This window comes from Micromonospora nigra (genome assembly GCF_900091585.1).
Classification (GTDB): domain Bacteria; phylum Actinomycetota; class Actinomycetes; order Mycobacteriales; family Micromonosporaceae; genus Micromonospora; species Micromonospora nigra.
Window position 1 is genome coordinate 109,166 of record NZ_FMHT01000003.1, and the last position, 18,528, is coordinate 127,693.

Annotated in this window: 17 protein-coding genes and 1 riboswitch; all 17 genes read right to left on the reverse strand. The window is 75.3% G+C overall.

The genetic code is table 11. From position 1 onward, the window contains the following. Positions 1-7: 7 nt before the first annotated feature. Positions 8-1,117 (reverse strand): branched-chain amino acid ABC transporter permease, encoded by a 1,110-nt coding sequence (locus GA0070616_RS01170; RefSeq protein ID WP_091074989.1) that lies wholly within the window; start codon positions 1,115-1,117, stop codon positions 8-10. Further along, positions 1,114-1,992 carry a branched-chain amino acid ABC transporter permease gene (locus tag GA0070616_RS01175; protein WP_091074991.1) on the reverse strand — a complete coding sequence of 293 codons (879 nt, stop codon included), beginning with the start codon at positions 1,990-1,992 and terminating at the stop codon, positions 1,114-1,116. Before GA0070616_RS01175 ends, GA0070616_RS01170 begins: the two co-directional genes overlap by 4 nt. Before the next feature lie 28 nt (positions 1,993-2,020). Further along, positions 2,021-2,740 carry an ABC transporter ATP-binding protein gene (locus GA0070616_RS01180; RefSeq protein WP_091074993.1) on the reverse strand — a complete coding sequence of 240 codons (720 nt, stop codon included), beginning with the start codon at positions 2,738-2,740 and terminating at the stop codon, positions 2,021-2,023. After that, positions 2,737-3,525 (reverse strand): ABC transporter ATP-binding protein, encoded by a 789-nt coding sequence (locus GA0070616_RS01185; protein ID WP_091074995.1) that lies wholly within the window; start codon positions 3,523-3,525, stop codon positions 2,737-2,739. The genes GA0070616_RS01180 and GA0070616_RS01185 overlap by 4 nt, the downstream gene beginning before the upstream one ends. Positions 3,526-3,604: 79 nt before the next feature. Beyond that, positions 3,605-4,699, reverse strand: a complete 1,095-nt coding sequence (locus GA0070616_RS01190; protein ID WP_091074997.1) for an acyl-CoA dehydrogenase family protein — start codon at positions 4,697-4,699, stop codon at positions 3,605-3,607. Then, entirely contained in the window at positions 4,696-5,853 is a 1,158-nt protein-coding gene (locus tag GA0070616_RS01195; RefSeq protein WP_091074998.1) for an acyl-CoA dehydrogenase family protein, read from the reverse strand. The genes GA0070616_RS01190 and GA0070616_RS01195 overlap by 4 nt, the downstream gene beginning before the upstream one ends. Positions 5,854-5,978: 125 nt before the next feature. Then, positions 5,979-6,878, reverse strand: coding sequence for an alpha/beta hydrolase family protein (locus tag GA0070616_RS01200; RefSeq protein ID WP_091075001.1), 900 nt, complete (start codon positions 6,876-6,878; stop codon positions 5,979-5,981). Between the two features lie 39 nt (positions 6,879-6,917). Continuing rightward, positions 6,918-7,676 (reverse strand): (2Fe-2S) ferredoxin domain-containing protein, encoded by a 759-nt coding sequence (locus GA0070616_RS01205; protein WP_091075003.1) that lies wholly within the window; start codon positions 7,674-7,676, stop codon positions 6,918-6,920. Further along, on the reverse strand, positions 7,673-8,452 hold the full coding sequence (locus tag GA0070616_RS01210) for an ABC transporter ATP-binding protein (RefSeq protein WP_091075004.1): 780 nt from the start codon (positions 8,450-8,452) through the stop codon (positions 7,673-7,675). The genes GA0070616_RS01205 and GA0070616_RS01210 overlap by 4 nt, the downstream gene beginning before the upstream one ends. Then, positions 8,452-9,429: a FecCD family ABC transporter permease gene (locus GA0070616_RS01215; protein ID WP_245712602.1), complete on the reverse strand. Its 978-nt coding sequence runs from the start codon at positions 9,427-9,429 to the stop codon at positions 8,452-8,454. Before GA0070616_RS01215 ends, GA0070616_RS01210 begins: the two co-directional genes overlap by 1 nt. 65 nt (positions 9,430-9,494) lie before the next feature. Next, on the reverse strand, positions 9,495-10,496 hold the full coding sequence (locus GA0070616_RS01220; RefSeq protein WP_091075008.1) for an ABC transporter substrate-binding protein: 1,002 nt from the start codon (positions 10,494-10,496) through the stop codon (positions 9,495-9,497). A 29-nt stretch (positions 10,497-10,525) separates the two neighbouring features. Next, positions 10,526-10,706: riboswitch (cobalamin riboswitch) on the reverse strand. 111 nt (positions 10,707-10,817) lie between these two features. Beyond that, a complete protein-coding gene (locus GA0070616_RS01225) occupies positions 10,818-13,760 on the reverse strand; it encodes an AfsR/SARP family transcriptional regulator (protein ID WP_091075010.1) in 2,943 nt (980 codons plus the stop codon). Positions 13,761-13,827: 67 nt separating this feature from the next. Beyond that, complete coding sequence (locus GA0070616_RS01230) at positions 13,828-14,457, reverse strand: response regulator transcription factor (RefSeq protein WP_139128819.1); 630 nt, start codon at positions 14,455-14,457, stop codon at positions 13,828-13,830. 158 nt (positions 14,458-14,615) lie between these two features. Beyond that, entirely contained in the window at positions 14,616-14,882 is a 267-nt protein-coding gene (locus tag GA0070616_RS01235; RefSeq protein WP_091075015.1) for a hypothetical protein, read from the reverse strand. A gap of 149 nt (positions 14,883-15,031) precedes the next feature. Further along, positions 15,032-16,021 carry a LacI family DNA-binding transcriptional regulator gene (locus GA0070616_RS01240; RefSeq protein WP_175440223.1) on the reverse strand — a complete coding sequence of 330 codons (990 nt, stop codon included), beginning with the start codon at positions 16,019-16,021 and terminating at the stop codon, positions 15,032-15,034. 285 nt (positions 16,022-16,306) lie between these two features. Beyond that, positions 16,307-17,293 (reverse strand): acetylxylan esterase, encoded by a 987-nt coding sequence (locus GA0070616_RS01245; protein WP_091075017.1) that lies wholly within the window; start codon positions 17,291-17,293, stop codon positions 16,307-16,309. 37 nt (positions 17,294-17,330) lie between these two features. Further along, positions 17,331-18,515, reverse strand: coding sequence for a PucR family transcriptional regulator (locus tag GA0070616_RS01250; RefSeq protein ID WP_245712603.1), 1,185 nt, complete (start codon positions 18,513-18,515; stop codon positions 17,331-17,333). Between the last annotated feature and the right edge of the window lie 13 nt (positions 18,516-18,528).

Here is an 18,528-nt window from a genome sequence, read left to right on the forward strand (position 1 = left end):
TGCGGCGTCAGGACCGGCGGGACCGCCATCGGGCCCGCAGCGGCGCGACGGCGCGGGACAGCAGGCCCTGCAACCCGCCGGGCGCGGCGATCATGACGACGATCAGCGTGATCCCGAAGATGGCCAGCGGAAGGTTGCCCTCCAACCGCTGCGCCGCCGCGGGCGAGAGGGTGAGCAACCCGGTCAGGGTGTGTGTCAGGTCGGGCAGTGCCACCAGCAGGACGGCCCCCCACAGCGCGCCGGCGAGCCGGCCGAGGCCGCCGATGACGACGGCCATCAGCAGGAACAGCGACAACGTCAGGGAGAACGCGCCGGGTGACACGCTCTGCGCCAGGACCGCGAGCAGCCCCCCACCGAGACCGGCGCACGCGGCGCTGACGACGAAGGCGAGCACCTGCGTCCGGGCGACGTGGATCCCGGCGAGGCGGGCCGCCACCTCGTCGTCGCGGACCGCCCGGAAGGTGCGCCCGTACCGGCTGCTGACCAGGTTGCCCAGCAGCACCAGGCACAGCAGCGTCGCCGCGCCGGCGATCCAGAGCTGCCACCGCTCGTACGGGAACGCCAGGCCCAGGGCCTCGGGCGGGGGCCCGACCGGCACGGGCAGGCCCTGTTCGCCGCCGAGCAGGTCGTCGAAGGTGACGGTCAGCGCCGGCACCACCACGGCGACGGCCAGGGTGACCCCGGCGAGGTACGGGCCCCGTAGCCGGGCAGCCGCCGTGCCGACCACCGCGCCGACCGCGACGGAGACGAGCACCGCCGCGCCCAGCGACGCCACCAGCGCACCGCCACCGGTGACACCACGGTCGGCGAACCCGGCCAGGCACAGCGCCACGGTGTAGGCGCCGGTGGCCATCAGCGCGCCGTGCCCGAGCGAGAGCTGCCCGTTGAGCCCGGTGAGCACGGTCAGCCCGGCCGTGGCGCACAGGTAGGCGGCGACGGTGGCGAGTTGGTAGTTGCGGAAGGGGTCCACGGCGTCGCCGATCGCCAGCAGCACCACCGCGCCGACGAGCGCGATCCCGACGTGACGCAGCAGCGTCGGCGGACGCCACCGGCCCGTGCGGCTCCTGCGCGGCTCGACCCGCTGCGCGGGCGGGGCCGCCGCCCGGGTGGCGCTCACACCTGCCTCGCGGTGGCCGGGGCGAACAGGCCGCCGGGGCGGATCAGCAACACCGCCAGCAGCAGGGCGAGCACCGCGAGCGGGATCAGGTCACCGCCGGCGTACCCGCTGATGTAGGACAACAGCAGGCCGACCCCGAGCCCGCCGACCACCGCGCCCGGTGGGCTGTCCAGCCCGCCGACCACGGCCGCGGTGAACGCCGACACGAAGACCAGATCCATCGCGTGCGGGTGCAGCCCCAGCTCGGTGGGGATGACCAGCATGCCGGCCAGGGCGCCCACGCCGGAGGCCAGCGCCCAGCCGAGGGTGAGCATGCCGCCGACGTTGACGCCGAGCAGGCGGGACACGTCGGGCGCGAAGGCGGCGGCGCGCATCCGCAGGCCGACCGCCGTGCGGGTGAAGGTCCACACGAGCGCGGCCCCGACGGCGCCGACGGTGGCGAAGACGAACAGGTCGTACGGGGACAGCACCGCGAGCCCGCCGACGGTCAGCGCGGTCCGGCTGAACGGTGCCGGGGCCGGCAGGAACTCGTTGCCGTACACCATGCCCAGCACGGCCTGGATCAGCAGGACCAGCCCGAGCGCGACGATCACCGGGTTGAGCGGCGACCGGTGGTCGACCAGGCGCATGACGGCGATGTCGACGACCGCGCCGAGGACCAGGCCGGTGGCGAGCGCGGCGACGAAGCCGAGCCAGTACGAGCCGGTGGCGGCGGTGACGCTGTACGCGGCGTACGCGGCCGCGACGGCCATCGCGCCCTGGGCGAAGTTGACGATCCGGGCGGCCCGCCAGATGAGCACCAGGGCCAGGGCGAACGCGGCGTAGACCGCTCCCCTCGACAGGCCGTCGAGGGTGAGGAAGACGAAGCGGTCCAACGGTCCTCCTTCCGGCAGGACGGGGTGGTCAGAATCCGAGGTAGGCGTGGCGCAGGTCGGCGTCGTCGCGGAGCCGGTCGGCCGGGGCGGTGGTGACCACGCGGCCGAGGGACATCACGACGCCCTGGTCGGCGACGGCGAGCGCGCTGCGTACGTTCTGCTCGACGAGCAGCACGGTGAGCCCGGCGTTGTCCCGCAGGTTCCGCAGCAGGGCCATGGTCTGGGCCACCACCCGGGGGGCCAGGCCGAGCGACGGCTCGTCGAGCAGCAGCAGCCGCGGCCGGGCGACCAGCGCCCGACCGAGGGCCAGCATCTGCCGCTCGCCGCCGGAGAGCTGGTGGCCGAGGTGCCGCCGCCGCCGGGCCAGGGGCTCGAAGAGCTGGTAGATCTCGTCGAGGGCACGGGCGGCGTCGGTGCGGTCCCGCCGCCACAGCGCGCCCAGGCGCAGGTTCTCCTCGACGGTGAGTTCGCCGATCACGCCGCGTCCCTCGGGGACGTGCGCCATGCCACGCCGGACCAGTTGCTCGACCGGCGTGCCGCGCAGGTCCTCGCCGTCGAGCAGGACCCGGCCGGCGGTGGGGCGCAGCATGCCGGACAGGGTGCGCAGCAGGGTGGTCTTGCCGGCACCGTTGGCACCGACGACGGCGGTGATGGTGCCGGCCGGGACGCGCAGGTCGACGGCGTGCAGGACGGGTGCTGCCCCGTAGCCGGCGACGAGGCCGTCGACGGCGAGCAGGTCGGCGCTCATGCGGTGGCCTCGTCGACGGCCGCGCCGAGGTAGGCGTCGGCCACGGCCGGATCGTCGCGGACCTCGTCGGGGGTGCCGGTGGCGACGACCCGGCCGAAGTCGAGGACCACGATCTCGTCGCAGACCGACATCACCAGGTCCATGTGGTGCTCCACGAGCAGCACCGCGCACGGGTCGACGGCACGGCGGGGCAGCTCGCGCACCAGCTCCGACAGCTCGGCGATGTCCTCGGCGCCGAGGCCACCGGCCGGCTCGTCGAGCAGGAGCAGCCGGGGCCGGGCCGCGAGGGCGCGGGCCAGGCCGACCCGCTGGCGTACGGCGAAGGGCAGGGTTCCCGGTGCGGCGTCGGCGTGCCCGGCGATGCCGAGGGTGTCGAGGACGTCGAGGGCGTGCTGGCGCAGGCGGCGCTCGTCGCGGTCGCTGCGGGGCAGGCCGAGCACGGCGGACGCCAGACCGGCGCGGGCGGTGTGGGAGGCGCCGGTCATGACGTTCTCCAGCACCGTCAACCCGGCGAACAGACCCGTGCCCTGCAGGGTGCGGGCGATGCCCGACCGGGTGAGCCGGTGGGGCCGGGGCCGGAAGGGCCGACCGTCGAGGGTCATCGTCCCGGTCTGCGGCGGGACGAAGCCGCAGACGACGTTGAACAGGGTGGTCTTGCCGGCCCCGTTGGGGCCGATCACGCCCACCACCCGGCCCGGGGTCACCCGCAGCGAGACGTCGTCGAGGGCGGTCAGACCACCGAAGCTCACCCCGATGTGGTGCAGTGCGAGCCCCTGCTCCGTCATCCGTCCCCCACTCCCGGGAAGTTATTACACTGGCAGTGTACGTTTCTCGACTGCCTCGTCAATACCTCGGACCGCCTGCTCACGACGCGACCGGTCCGGGCAGGTCGACCAGCCGCGCCAGGCACGCGCGGTGCCGGTCGGCGGTGCCGAAGGCGATCGCGGCGCTCTTGGCGCGCTTGAGGTACAGGTGCGCCGGGTGCTCCCAGGTGAACCCCAGCCCGCCGTGCAACTGCACGGCGGCCTCCGCGGCCCGCACCGCCACCGGCCCGCAGTAGGCCTGCGCCAACGCCGCCGCCACGGCCGTGTCCGGGTCGGCCGTGGCGAGGCAGTCGGCGGCGTACCGCGCCACCGCCCGGGCCTCGGAGACCTCGACCCACACGTCGGCCAGCCGGTGCTTGACCGCCTGGAAGGAACCGACCGGACGGCCGAACTGGTGTCGCGCCCCGACGTGCTCCACCGTGGCGTCCAGACACCACTGGGCCACCCCGACCTGTTCCGAGGCGAGCAGCACCGCGCCCGCGGTCAGGGCGTCGGCCACCGCCGCCCGGGCGTCGGCTCCCCCGGCGACCAGCCGCGCGGGCGCGTCGGCGAGCGTGACGTCGGCCAGCGTCCGGGTCGGGTCGAGCGAGACGACCGGGGTGGTCCGCACGCCGGGGCCGGCGGCGTCCACGGCGTACAGACCGTCGCTGGCCGGCACCAGCAGCACGTCGGCGGGCAGGGCGTCGGCGATCCCGGCCACCTCGCCGGACAGCGCCGGCCCCGGGCCGACCGCGACCGGACGCGGCCCGAGGTCGGGCCCCGCCGCGAAGGGCACCGCCAGCACCGGGTTGCACCGCCCGGCCGCGAGCGGGCCCAGCAGGTCGGTCGCGCCGCCGGCCAACAGCGCCCGGGTCGCCACGGCGACGCCCAGGTACGGCACCGGCGCGACGGCCCGACCGAGTTCCTCCAGCACCACCGCCACCTCGCGGAAGCCGGCTCCCGCGCCGCCGTGCCCCTCGGGCACCGCGAGGCCCGTGACCCCCAGGCCGGCCAGTCTCGCCCACAGTGCGGCGTCGTACGGCTCGTCGCCCTCGATCCGCGACAGCGTCCGCTGCCACGGGGCGTGGGTCGTCAACAGGGCGCGGACGCTGTCGCGCAGCGCCTCCTCGTCCTCGCTGTAGAGCAGGTCGGTCATCGGTCCACCCGGGGTTCGGCCGGCAGGCCGAGGACCCGCTCGGCGATGATGGTGCGCAGGATCTCCGAGGTGCCACCCTCGATCGAGTTGCCCCTCGCCCGCAGGTAGCGGTAGGTGGCCGTACGCCCGAGCAGGTCCGGCTCCTCGGGGCGGTGCATGGTCCACTCGTCGTGGCGCAGCCCCTGCCCGCCGAGCAGCTCCACCTCCAGGCCGCTGATCCGCTGCGCCAGCCCGGCGAAGGAGATCTTGAGTGCCGAGCCCTCCGGCCCCGGCTCCCCCGCGGCGAGCTGCTGGCGCAGGCGCAGGGCGGTCAGCCGGGCGGCCTCGGCGCGCACCCACGACCGCAGCACCTCCTCGTGCAGGCCGGCCGTGCGCAGCTCGGGCCGTTCCCGCCAGCGGCGCGCGAGCAGGCCGATCATCCCGCCCTCGCGGGGCAGGGCCCGCCCGCCGATCGCCACCCGCTCGTTCATCAGGGTGGTGCGGGCGACCCGCCAGCCCTCCCCGACCGCGCCGACGCGTCGGGTGTCGGGGATCCGGACGCCGGTGAGGAAGACCTCGTTGAACTCGGCCTCGCCGGTGAGCTGCCGCAGCGGCCGCACCTCGACGCCCGGCGCGGTCATGTCGCAGACGAAGTAGGTCATGCCCCGGTGTTTCGGCGCGGCCGGGTCGGTGCGGGCGAGCAGGATGGCCCACCGCGCCCGGTGGGCCAGCGACGTCCACACCTTCTGCCCGTCGACCACCCAGTCGTCGCCGTCGCGCACCGCCCGGGTGGCGACGGCCGCCAGGTCGGAGCCGGCGCCCGGCTCGCTGAACAGCTGGCACCACACCTCCTCCCCGGTCCACATCGGTCGCAGCCAGCGGTCACGCTGCTCGACGGTGCCGTGCCGGAGCAGGGTCGGCGCGGCCATGCCGAGGCCGATGCCGTTGCGCCGGGGGCGGTTGTCCGGCGCACCGGCGCGGGCGAAGGCTTCGTCGACCACCGGTTGCAGGTGCTGCGGTGCACCGATCCCGCCGAGCCCGGGCGGGTGGTGCACCCAGGCCAGCCCGGCGTCGAACCGGGCGCGCAGGAAGCCGAGCCGGTCGCCCCGCTGGTCGTGCGTTCGCAGGAACGCGGCGACCCGGGCGCGCAGGCGGTCGGCGGTGTGCTCGGACACGCGCACCTCCGATCAGGTATTTTGCACTGGCACTGCAATATAGTGCCGCCGACCCGGCGAGCGGAAGACGGCGGCGCGGACGCGGACCGGGGCGGCCGCCGTCCGGCGACCGCCCCGGGTTCGGATCAGGAGTGCGGGCAGGTGTCGCGGTACTCCTCGATCGCCAGGCCGGTCGGCCCCGGGCAGAGGAACTGCTCGTAGCGGGTGTCGTTGTCGACGAACCGCTTGAGCCAGGAGACCATCTGCTTCGCGGTGGGGGTGTTCACCGACTGCGGGAAGAAGTGCCCGGCGCCGTTCAGCTCCAGGTAGGCCTTCTCCGACGACGCGGGGATGCTGTTGTAGAACGGCTCCGAGTGCGACGAGACCGGGGCGATGGTGTCGGTCTCGCCGCCGACGATCAGGGTCGGCACCCGCAGGCCGGACCAGGTCTTGTCCAGGTTCCACGGCGCCAGCGGCACGGCGGCCTGCAACGACGGGCGTTCGGCGGCGGCCTCCAGGCTGCCCCCGCCCCCCATCGAGTGCCCGGACACGGCGAGCCGCGAGCCGTCGACCCGGCTGCGCACCGAACTGCGCTCGACGAGGTAGTCCAGCGCGGCCAGCAGCTGCCGCCCCCGGCTGGCCGGCTGGTCGAACCGGCTGTTCGTCTCGATGCCGATGACCACGAACCCGTGCGAGGCCAGGCGCGGCCCGAGCCAGTCGATGCTGGACCAGGAGGCGGTGTACCCGGGCGAGATGGCGATGCCGCCGAAGGTGCCCTCGCTGGTGCTGGTCGGGTAGTAGATGACGCCGCCGCCGAAGCCGCTGACGCTCAGTGAGGACACCCTGGTCGACGAGGTGGCGAACGGGCCGCGGCTGGCCTCCAGCATCGCGGAGGTCGGAGCCGGGCCCCGCTCGTACGGGTTGGCCGCCGCCTGCGCGGCGGGCGACGGCGCCAGGACGCCGCCGGCGGCCAGGACGGCGGCCACCGCGAACCGGGCGACGGCCGAGCGCAGGGTGTGGGTACGGGTGGTGGTGGGTGATCGCATGCCGGGCACTCCCTAGCGGGTGGGCGGTATCGACATGCGTCAGTCTTCGGCGCGGTCCACCTGCGCCGCATCGGCGAAATCACCAGTGCCGCCGGCCCGGGGCGGCCGTCCGTCGAGCGGCCCTGCCCCGCACAGGTGTTCGTCGACGATCCGGACGGCCAACCCGACGTCGACGTGCGGGTACCAGCTGTCGTCGGGGTGCACCACCACGACCGGTCCGATACTGCACGGGAACAGGCAGCCCGTCGACGTCACCAGCACGTCGTCGTCGCCGAGGCCGTGGGCGGCGAGCCGCCCGGTCAACGCCCCGGCCACGTCGTTCGCGCCGTACGCGGTGCACCGCGGCCCCCGGCAGACCAGGACGTGGTGCCGGTGCCGGGGCACGGCCGTCCACGCGGCAGCGCGGAACGGGCCCGGTCGGCCGGTCAACGGGGTGACCGGCCCGCCGACCGCCGCCACCACGGCGGTGACCAGCGCCGGCTGCTCGGCCAGGGGCAGGGCCACCGATGTCGGGGGCGGGTTCCGCCGGCCCGCGGCCCAGTCCGCGTGGGCCCGGCGCAGCCAGGTGTCGAGGTACCGGTCGGGCGGCAGGTGGGTCGCCACCAGCAGCACCTCCGTCGCCCCGGCGTCCGCCGCGGCGTCGAGCGCGTCGTGCAGCGACGGTGCCGCACCGTCGAGGAAGCAGGCGACGACGGGGGCCCCGACGACCGCCGCGACGTCGACGGCGAGCCGGCGTACGGTCGCCTCGCCACCGTGGTGGGTCACGGCGCGGGCGACGAGGAGCACGTGCCGACTCACGCGTCCTCCCCGTCGACCGGCGGATGGTAGGTGACCACGGGCCGGCCGGTGACCGGGTGCGCCGCGACGTCGGCCCGCACCTCGTACACCTCGGCGATCAGCCCGGGAGTGAGCACCTCGGCGGGCGGACCGGCGGCCACGACCCGCCCGGCGCGCAGCACCACGACGGCGTCACAGAACATCGCGGCGAGGTTGAGGTCGTGCAGGGCGGCCAGGGTGGTCAGCCCGGCACGGCGCACGAGGTGCAGCAGGTGCAGCTGGTGCCGCACGTCGAGATGGTTCGTGGGTTCGTCGAGCAGCAGCAGGTCGGGTTCCTGCGCCAGCGCGCGGGCGAGCTGGACGCGCTGACGCTCCCCGCCGGAGAGGGTGTGCCAGCGCCGGTCGGCGTACCCGTCGAGACCCACCCGACCCAGCGCCCCGGCCGCCGCGGACAGGTCGGTGGGACTGTCGGCCCAGCGCGACCGCCGGTGCGGGATGCGGCCCAGCAGCACCACGTCCCGGACGGTCAGGTCGAGGTCGGTCTCGGCGTGCTGGGCGACCAGCGCCATCCGGCGGGCGGCGGCCCGGCGGGGCAGCCCGGCGACGGGGTCTCCGTCGAGCGCCACCTCGCCGCGATGCGGCCTGGCCAGACCGGCGACGGCTCGCAACAGGGTGGTCTTGCCGCAGCCGTTGGGACCGAGCAGCCCCACCAGACTGCCGGCTGCGACGGCGCAGGTCACCCCGTCGAGAATGCGGACGGCCCGCGCCGACACCGCGACATCCGTGACGGCGAGCATCAGCCCCGCACCTCCCGTCGACGCAGCAGCAGCACGAAGGCCGGCACCCCCACCAGCGCCGTGAGGACACCGGCCGGCAACTCGCGCGGCGCGAACAGGGTGCGGGCGGCGGTGTCCACCCAGACCAGGAAGATGGCCCCGGCCAGCACCGCCACCGGCAGCAGCCGGCGGTGGTCCGGTCCGGTGAGCAGCCGGGCGGCGTGCGGCAGGATCAGCCCGACGAAGCCGATCGCCCCGCTGACCGCCACCAGCACCGCCGTCAGCAGCGCCGTCGCCACCAGCAGCAGCCACCGCACCCGGGTGACGTCCAGGCCGAGGGTGGCCGCGGCGTCGGCACCGAAGGCGAACGCGTTGAGCGTGCGGGCGTGGGCCAGGACGACACCGAGCACGCCGGCGAACACCGGCGCGGCCCAGCCGAGGGCCGCCCAGTCGGCGCGGGCCAACGAGCCGGAGAGCCAGAAGGTGATGCTCTGGGTGGCGTGCGGGTCGGCCGCCCAGATGATGGCCAGGGAGGTGCCGGCCGCGGCCAGTTGGGCGACGGCGACACCGGCGAGCACCATCCGGGTCGGGGCCCGTCCGCCGGCCCGGCCGGCCACGGCGATCACCAGCGCGAACGCGGCGAGCGCTCCGACGAGGGCACCGCCGGTGAGCCGGGCGACCCCGGCCCCGAGGCCGAGCACGACGACCGCCACCGCGCCGAGGGACGCACCGGAGGACACCCCCAGCAGGTACGGATCGGCCAACGGGTTGCGGGTCACGGTCTGCATGACGGCGCCGCAGGCGGCCAGCCCGGCACCGACCAGCGCGGCACCGAGCACCCGGGGCAGGCGCAACTGCCAGACGATGTGCTCGCGCAGCAGCGGAACCTCCGCCCGCACCAGGCCCAGCCGGTCGGCGACGACCGTCCACACCGTGTTCAGGGACAGGTCGGCCGGACCGGCGGTGACCGCCGCGCCGATCGAGCCCAGCAGGAGCACGGCCAGCGCCCCGGGCAGCAGCGCGCCGGCCGCCCGCCCCGCACTGGGGCGGGCGGTGACGGCGGTCAGCGGTCGGTCCTGGTGCGCGGCGCGGCGACCCCGGCGGCGAGCGCCTCGATCGCGAGGACGTTGCGGATGCCGGCCGAGGTGGCGGAGAACGGGATGGTGACGATCCGTTGTCCGGCGACGGCGCGCAGGTTGCGCAGGGTGGGGTGGCGACGCAGGAACGCCTGCTTGTCAGGGGCCGGGTCCCAGGCCGCGTCGACGAGGACGATGAGGTCGGGGTCGCGTTCGGCCACGGTCTCCCAACTGGTGGCGGCCCAGCTGCCGGGGAGGTCGGCGAAGCCGTTGGTGACCCCGACAGCCTTCATGATCATGCCGGGTGCGCCGCAGCAGGCACCGACGCTCGGGGCGTCCGTACCGGCGTCCCACCACAGCACGGTGCCGCCGGCCGGGGCGGCCGACGACGCGGCGTCGATCCGTCGCCGCTGCTCGGCGACCAGCGCCTCGGCCCGCTGCGGCACCCCGAAGACCGCAGCGATCTCCCGGATCTCGGTGAAGACGTCCTCCACGGTCAGGGCCCCGGGGCGGTGCTCCTTCGCGCAGCCGGCCGGGGAGGTGTAGGTCGGGATGCCCAGCCGGGCCAGCTCGCCCCGGTCGCCCACCCCCTCGTCACCGAAGGCGCTGGCGAAGGAGGCGTAGACGAAGTCGGGCTCGACCGCGAGGAGTGCCTCGGCCGACGGGTACCGGTCGGCCAACACGGGCACCGTGGCGTAGGCCGCGGCGTACTCCGGCAGGATCTCGTCGTCGAGGTAGGCGGTGCCGGACATCCGGTCGGCCAGGCCCAGCGCCAGCATGATCTCGGTGGCCGGCTGGTTCAGGGTCACCGCCCGCGCCGGTGGCGCGGTCACCTCGACCGGCGTGCCGCAGTTGGACGACGCGACCGGCCCGGCGGCGACCGGCGGCCCCGGCGAGGCGGTGGTCGTGCAGCCGGCCAGGGCCAACAGCAGGGACAACGGTGCGGCAACGCACCGGGAGACACGGGGCCGCACAGCGCGCACGCGCATCGGGACCGCCTTCCAGCACCTCGTGGACGGGTCATCGCAGTGCCGTGGCCGGTCTCCTGGCTGACGGGAGGTGCGTCCACGGCCGGCCTTCCCAGGCGCGTACGCCCAGTGACCTCTTCACGACGAGGGCCGCGGACTTCCCGATCACAGTGGCGAGGGCCGCGCCGGCATCACACCGGCTTCCCGAACACCACGGCAGCGTCACCTTAACGCCCGGAAGCCGGCCCGTCACGGTGACGAACGCCATGGCCTGGTCCACCGGCGGCGCCACGGCCGCGGCGCTGCGCCGCGCAGCAGCCCGCACGGGTCGCACAGCCGCGCCTACCGCGCCGCGAACGGCCCGAAGAACAGCTCGTAGTGCGGCTCGCGGTAGCCCGGCAGGGACCGCAGCAACTCCCGCGCCTCGGCGGTCGACCGCCCGGCGGCCTCGCAGTCACCCGTGGCTTCGGCGGCGCGGGCCGCGGCGTGCCGCGCCACCGCCAGCACGTACCGGTCGCCGAACCGGGCGGCGAGGTCCCCCGCCTCGGCGGCGTCACGGGCCGCCGACACCGGATCGGCCAGTCGCAGGTGGGCGGCCGTCCGCGCCAGGTGCGCCTCGCTGCGGGACGGCAGGTCCCCGGCGCGTTCCGTCACCGCGACCGCCTCGGTGAGCACGGGCAGCGCCTCGGTCCACCGTCCCGCGAGGCACAGCAGCTGACCCCACATGCTCAGCGCCGCGCCCTCTAGGCCGACCGCGCCGATCTCCCGGGCGATGCGCAGCGCCTCCTCGACCCCCGCGAAGGCCTCCTCCTGCGCGCCGACGGCCATCCGCACCTGGGCGGAGTTGCTGAGACTGGCACCAACGAGCAGTGGCTTCCCCGAGGCCCGGCGTAGCGCCAGCGCTTCGTCGTGGTGAGCGAGGGAGCGATCGAGGGCACCCGTACGGTAGTGCAGCACACCCAACGCTTCCAGGCAGGCCGAGATCCGGTCCCGGTCGTCGAGGGACCGGACCAGTTCCAGGCACCGCAGCAGGTCCGCCTCCACCCGGCTCGGATCGCCGGTGCCCCGGTTCAGGCTGGCCCGGTAGAACAGCGCCGCCGCGTGTTCCAGGGGCAGCCCGAGCGTGTCGGTCAGCGTCGCCGCGCCGTCGATGAGACGCACCGCCTCGTGCCGGTAGCCGTGCCGGCGCAGCGCCGCCGCGCTGGACCAGGCGAGCAGCGCCGCGAGCCGGGCGGTGGCGGGGCCGCCCTCCGCCGCCTGGGTGAAGGCCGCGACGATGTTGGCGTGCTCCTCGGCCAGCCACCGGGCGGCCTGTTCCGGGGTGGTGGGCGACTCCTGCCAGGCCGGTGCGGGCGGCTCCGATCCGGCGGTCGGTGACCAGCCCGCGTTCGCCAGCCGCGTCACGTCGCGGGAGCCGAGCTGGTACAGCTGCGTCAGCCGGCCCAGCGCGGCCTCCAGGTCGGCGGTCGGCTCATCCTGCGCCCGTTCCGCGGCGAACAGTCGCAGCAGGTCGTGGATGGCGTACGTGCCCGGCCGGCGGGGCTCGACGAGGCGCTGGTCGGCCAGCAGCTCCAGGGTGTCCTCGGCCACCGCGACCGGCTCACCGAGCAGCGCGGCGACGGCCCGCGCGCTGACCACCGGCAGCCGGGTGCCACCCACCAGTCGCAGGATCCGGGCACCCCGGCGGTCCCGCTCGTCACCGCCGGTCAGCGCCGCGTACGCGTGCTGGATCGACGCCCGCAGGCTGAGGTCGTCGTACTCCAGTTCGTCGAGGCGGTGCCGGGGGTCGGTCAGCCGCGCCACGAGCCGGTCGAGGGGCCACTGCGGACGACTCGCCAGCCGGGCCCCCACGATGCGCAACGCCAGGGGCAGGAGGCCGCACAGCTCGGCGAGCCGGTCGGCCTGCTCCGGTTGGGCGGCGACGCGTTCGGCGCCGCACTCGGCGGCGAGCAGCCGCACCGCCGCCTCGCGGGAAAGCAGCTCCACCGCGAGGTGTCGGCTGTGCGGCAGGGTGGCGAGTATCCGCCGGCTGGTCACCAGGGTGGTGCACGATTCGTCCCCCGGCAGCAACGGTCTGACCTGGGCGGCGTCGCGGGCGTTGTCGAGGACCACCAGCATGCCGCGGCCGGCGACCGTTGACCGGAAGCAGGCGGTCGCCTCCCCCGGATCCGCCGGTACGGCGTTGCCCGGCATGCCGAGGGTGCGCAGGAACCGGCCCAGCACGTCGACCGGGCGCAGCGGCGGCAGGTTCGCGTCGGAACCCTGCAGGTCGACGTAGAGGGTGCCGCCGGGATAGCGGTCGGCCAGTTCGGCCGCGAGGTGCACGGCCAGCGCGGACTTGCCCACGCCGCCGGGCCCGTGCAGGGCCACGACCGCCGGGCGGGCCGGCCCGTCGAGCCAGGCCAGCGCGGTGGCGATCGCCGACCGACGGCCGACGAGTCCGTCGATGCGGGCGGGCAGCTCGCGCGGCGGCGTGCGGGCCGCCGCCACGATGCCGGTCGTGTCCGTGCCGGGGCGGTCTGCGGCCAACTGGGGGCTGTGGTGCAGCACGTCCCGGTAGAGCGCCTGGAGCTCCGGGCTGGGATCCAGGCCCGTCTGCTCCGCCAGCGCCTGCCGCGCGTGCAGGTACGCGGCCACCGCGCCGGCCACGTCCCCGGTGCGGTAGAGGGCCGTCATCAGCTGCGCCCAGCTGCGTTGCCGCAGCGGGTGCGCGGCCACCGTCTCGCGTAGCCGGCCGACCAGTTCCGCCGCGCCGCCCAGGCCGAGCCGCGCCTGGACGTGGTCCTCCTCGACGATGAGGCGCTGCTCCGCAAGCCGCGCCAGCCGTCCGGCGAGCGTCGGGGGCAGCGGCAGGTCGGCCAGGGCCGGTTCGCGCCACATTCGCAGCGCCGTGCCGAGACTGGTCTCGGCGGACTCCAGGTTCCCCGCCGCCAGGGCCGCCCGGCCCCGGTGCGCCGCCTCCTGGAACTCGTCCAGGTCGCGCTCGCCGGGGCGGACCTCCAGCAGGTAGCCGCCGGTGCGGGTGTGCAGCCGGGTGGGGGCGCCCGGGGCGGTGCGCAGCGCCCGGCGCAGCCCGTGGGCGTACGTGCGCAGGTTGGCCGCGGCCGATGCCGGGCGCGGCTGCCCCCACAGCATCTCCGCCAGGTGATCGGTGCGCAGCACCTCGTTCGGGTCGAGCAGCAGCGTGGCCGCGAACAGGCGCTGCTTCACCGGACCGAGGTTCACGGGCGTGTCGTCGACCCGGACCTCCAGCGGGCCGAGCAGCACGAACCGCAGGACAGCCACGGCGTCTTTCTACCAGAGCGACTGCCCTGTGATCGGCGTGGTCCCGGCTGCCGGACCTCCCGCGGCCTCAGCCGCTCGCGGCGGTGAGTTGCAGGTCCACGGCGATCCGGGTGAGGCCCGCCTTGTTGGGGGTGCCGGTCTTCTGCCGGACCCGGTGCACGTAGGTGTCGACGGTGGCCTTCGACAGGCCGAGTTGGGCGCCGATCTGCTTGTGAGTCAGGCCCTCCGCGATGAGGGTGAGCACCTCGCACTCGCGCGGGGTCAGTGCCGGAACCGACCGCAGCGCCGGCTCGACCACCGCGTCCGGGCCGTACGGCCCGGGTGCGAGCGCCGCCCGCGCCTGCCGGTCGAGGTACAGGTCACCGCAGGCCACCGCCGCGACGGCCCGGACGAGGGTGCTCACCTCCACGCCCTTGCCGATCCAGCCGGCCACCCCGCGCCCCAGGGCGGCGTGCACGTCGGCCGGGTCGTCGGCGGCCGACATGACCAGCACCGCCAGGTGACCGGGCAGCCGGGGCGGCAACGCCGGCCCGGTGCAGGGGTCCGCGATCACCACCGTCGGGTCGCCGTCGGGGGCACAGTCCGCGAACGTCGGGAAGACACCGGCGAAGCGGACCTCCGACGCCCCGCGTAACACCTCCGTCACGCCGCGGAAGGCGACGGACCGGTCGTCGACGACGGCCACTCTCGGGTACACCGCACCACCTCCAGCACCACCGGACCGCTCGCGGTGGCGGCACCCGCCACCGTTGGGACGACCACCGGCGTGTCCATCCTCGGTGGTCGTCCCAACGGTAGGGGTGGTGACGTACAGGAGGCGTACATCAGACGTACGCGCCCGGCGTACGCGACGACTCAGTCGCGCGTCTGTGGGCCGTCGCCCTGGGGGCAGGCCGGGAAGAGTTCGTCCCACAGGTCCGGCTTCTTCGTCGTCGGCCCGCAGGTGCCCATGTAGTAGATCGGAGGCGTCACGCCGACCAGCGGTTCGCCCACCGTCTGGCCGCCCGAACCGGAGGCCGAGAACCGGGCCGGGCCCCCGCCGACGGCCACGCCGGCCAGGGCGAGCGCCGCCACCGGTACGAGAAGCCGGGCGAGCCGTCTGTGACGGGGTGTCGTGCGCATGGTGTCGTCCTTTCGTCGCCGACCAGGACCTTCGAGCCTCATCGTCCGGGCGGGCGAGGTCAACAACCACTCGATCACGAAACAGGAAACGCCGCGTGCGTCCCCTACGGTACGTCCATCAAGCGTGACGTACCGTGGCGCAAATTGGGTCAGCGGGCGGGCGGACCGGCGACGCTGTTGCGCACCACGAGGGTCGGCGCGATCGTCCGGCGCAACGCGCCGCCACTGTCCGACGCGATCTGGGCCAGCAACATGTCGAGACTCGCCTGGGCCACCGCCGCGAAGTCGGGCCGCACGGTGGTCAGCGGCGGGATGAAGTACGCCGCCTCCGGCACGTCGTCGAAGCCCACCACGCTGATGTCGTCCGGCACCCGCCGGCCGTGTTCGTGCAGGGCGCGCAGCACCCCGAGGGCCAGGTGGTCGTTGGCGGTGAAGACGGCGGTGACCTCCGGCATCCGGGCCAGCATCTGCCCGCACCGGTATCCCGCCGCGGCGGACCAGTCGGCCGGCACCAGGGGTGGGATCTCCGCGCCCGCCGCGAGCAGCGCCGCCCGCCAACCCTCGATCCGGCCCGCGCTGTCGAACCAGTCCGACGGGCCGGACACGTGCCAGACGGTGGAGTGGCCCGCCTCGAGCAGGTGCTGGGTGGCGGCCCGGGCACCGGCGATTTGGTCGACGGTCACCAGCGGCACCGGCCGGTGCGGGTCGCCGTCGACGGTGACCAACGGAACGCTCTTCGGTAGGCGTTCCAACGCCTCCCCGGCCGACTCCACCGGCGCGATGACGACGACGCCGGCGACGCGGTGCGCGAGGTGCCGCTCGACGGCCGCGGAGATCGACCGGTGGTCCAGGTTGCGCACACTGCCCACGCTCACGGCGAAACCGGCCTCGGCGGCGGTCTGTTCGAGGGCGGCGAGCAGGGACGCGGGACCGTAGAGGGTGGTGTTCTGCGCGACGACGCCGATGACCTGGGACCGGCCGGTGACCAGGGCCCGCGCCGCGCGGTTGGGCCGGTAGCCGAGTTCGGCGATGGCGGCCTGGACCCGCAGCCTGGTCTGCTCCCGCACGTTCGGATGGTCGTTGAGCACCCGTGACACCGTCTGGTGGGACACTCCCGCCAGGCGAGCCACGTCCGTCATCGCCGGATCGCGCACGGCCATGTCCTACTCCCCCGCCTGCCCTTCCGTCGCCGCGGCCCGTCGACGGTGACCGGAGCGGCCTGGGTACGATCCCCGCTCGCGATCCCGTGCCCGCGCTGCGCGCACGGTTGGGTAGCGCCAGATCAGCGACAGTCTACGCCAGCGGTCGGCCGGGCTGGTTGCGAGGCCATTCCCCGCGCGCCGCCGAGGCGGGGTGGGTGGGCGCCGGTGCCCCTCGGGGCGGGTCAGCCGGCGGGCGGGGCGGGTCAGCGGCGGCGGGGCGGGTCAGCCGGCGGGCGGGGCGGGCACCACACGACGCAGGAAGGTCAGCTTCTCGCGGTCGTGGAAACCCTGCCCGCCCTCGTGGTTGTTGAACGGGTACTCGCGCATCTCCTTCACCCCGGCGTAGCAGTTGTAGGCCGCGTACACCGTCGACGGCGGGCAGACGTCGTCCATCAGGGCGACCGAGAACAGGGCGGGCGCGGTGGCACGCCGGGCGTGGCTCACCCCGTCGACGTAGCCGAGCGTCCGGTAGACGGGGTCGACGTGGTCGCGGTGGGCCTTGAGGTAACGGGCGACCTCCGCGTACGGGAGGGTGTCGACGAGGGTGGTGGCGCGCGGGAAGTCGCACAGGAACGGCACGTCGGTCATGACGGCGGCGAGGTCGTCGACCAGCCCGGCGACGGCCAGGCTGATACCGCCGCCCTGGCTCGCCCCGGTCACCACGACGCGGGCGGGGTCGACGGCGTCGAGGACGCGCACCGCCCGCACGGCCCGGACGGCGTCGGTGAAGACCCGGCGGTAGTAGTAGGTGTGCGGGTCCAGGATGCCTCGGGTCATGAACCCGGGGTGCGCCGGGCCGCCCGAGTCCGCAGCCGGGTCGGGAGTGTCCCCGACGCTCCACGACGAGCCCTGCCCCCGGGTGTCCATGATCAGGTGGGCGTAGCCGGCGGCGGCGTACAGGATCCTCTCGTGTGCCAGGCCCCGACCGCCTCCGTAGCCGACGTACTCGACCACGGCGGGCAGCGGGCCCACCCGTCGGGCGGGCAGGTGCAGCCAGGCGCTGACGGGGCTGCCGCCGTAGCCGGGGAACCGCACGTCGAAGGTGTCCACCAGGGTCAGTCCGGTGTCGACGGGCGTCGCGGTGACGTGCAGGTCGTGGGCGTCGGCGGCGGCGAGCGTGGTCGACCAGAACTCGTCGAAGTCGGCCGGCTCGGCCAACTCCGGGCGGTAGTTGCGCAGTTGCTCCGGTGGCAGGTCGAAGTGCGGCATGGGGATGACCTCCGGTGTCGGGCGTCTGTCCGGGACCCTATCCGGGCCCGCCGTCGGTCGTCGGGGGGTCGAGACGGCGGGCCAGGACCAGCAGCAGCTCGAACCGGGCGACCGCGTCGTCCAGGTCGGCGCCGTACAGCTCGCGCAGCCGCCTGAGCCGGTAGCTGACGGTCTGCGGGTGGACGAACAGCTCCGCGGCGACGTCGGCGCGCGAACCCCAGTGCCGCAGCCAGCTGTACAGCGTCACCAGGAGGTTGTCCTGCTGTGCGGGGCGCAGGTGTGCCAGCGGCGCCAGGCGGCGGTGGGCGAGCACCGCCAGCGCGCCCGTCTCGCCGCGCAGCGTCAGGGCGCTGAGCCGGTCGTCGACGAACACCGGCCCCGGGTCCGGCCCGACCAGCCCGCCGGTCAGCTCGGCGAGCCGCACCGACGCCGGCACCCGGGCCCAGCCCAGCGCCGGCCCCACCACGGCCCCGCGCCCGACCAGACTGTCGGTGAGCGCGGCCCGGCTCGTGCGGGTGCCGGCCCGCAGCAGCAGCACCGCGTCGCGCCCACGCTCGACCACCAGGCCGTCCGCGCCGAAGCGGAACCGCGCGTCACGCGCCTGCTCCGGCGGCAGCAGGACGGGCACCACCACGTCGAGGTCCGGCCAGCCGATCCGCGAGGCCGCCGCCTCGACCGCGCCGGGCAGGCCGTCGCCGCGCAGGAGCAGTTCGGCGAGCTGGCGGCGACGGTCCCCCTCGCCGGCCTGTTCCCGCAGTTGGAGGGCGTACCCGTCGGTGCCGGCGGCGGCCAGCTCGTCGACGTACGCGCTGATGGCGTCGGACAGGTCGATGAGTTCGCCGGTGCCGACGGGACGCAGCCGGGCCAGCGACTCGGAAGCCGTCCGCAGCATCGACCGGGCCGCCATCCGCAGCGCGGCCAGCAGCGCCTCGGGCCCGCGGTCCTCGCGCGCCTCGGCGGCGCCCAACGCGACGAAGACCTCGCGGATTCCGGGCGGCAGGGCGGGTTCCTCGGTGCCGACGAGGTCGATGAACCGGTCGAGCGCGACCTGAACGGCGGTGCGCACGTCCCGCGTGAACTTGGCGTCGCGGATGGCGGCGAAGGCCGGCGTCGCCTCGGTGACCGCGACCGCGACGGCCGCCACGGTCGCGGGCAGGTGGGGGCGCATCGCGGCGGCCAGGTCGGCCGGGAGCCGCTGCCAGGGGGTTGCGGTCGCGCTCACCCCGGGATCTTGT

Excerpts from the sequence above, each read along its gene's own strand:
- GA0070616_RS01180 (WP_091074993.1), bottom strand. The coding sequence starts at position 2,740 with ATGAGCGCCGACCTGCTCGCCGTCGACGGCCTCGTCGCCGGCTACGGG.
- GA0070616_RS01185 (WP_091074995.1), bottom strand. The coding sequence starts at position 3,525 with ATGACGGAGCAGGGGCTCGCACTGCACCACATCGGGGTGAGCTTCGGT.
- GA0070616_RS01190 (WP_091074997.1), bottom strand. The coding sequence starts at position 4,699 with ATGACCGACCTGCTCTACAGCGAGGACGAGGAGGCGCTGCGCGACAGC.
- GA0070616_RS01200 (WP_091075001.1), bottom strand. The coding sequence starts at position 6,878 with ATGCGATCACCCACCACCACCCGTACCCACACCCTGCGCTCGGCCGTC.
- GA0070616_RS01210 (WP_091075004.1), bottom strand. The coding sequence starts at position 8,452 with ATGCTCGCCGTCACGGATGTCGCGGTGTCGGCGCGGGCCGTCCGCATT.
- GA0070616_RS01220 (WP_091075008.1), bottom strand. The coding sequence starts at position 10,496 with ATGCGCGTGCGCGCTGTGCGGCCCCGTGTCTCCCGGTGCGTTGCCGCA.
- GA0070616_RS01235 (WP_091075015.1), bottom strand. The coding sequence starts at position 14,882 with ATGCGCACGACACCCCGTCACAGACGGCTCGCCCGGCTTCTCGTACCG.
- GA0070616_RS01240 (WP_175440223.1), bottom strand. The coding sequence starts at position 16,021 with ATGACGGACGTGGCTCGCCTGGCGGGAGTGTCCCACCAGACGGTGTCA.
- GA0070616_RS01245 (WP_091075017.1), bottom strand. The coding sequence starts at position 17,293 with ATGCCGCACTTCGACCTGCCACCGGAGCAACTGCGCAACTACCGCCCG.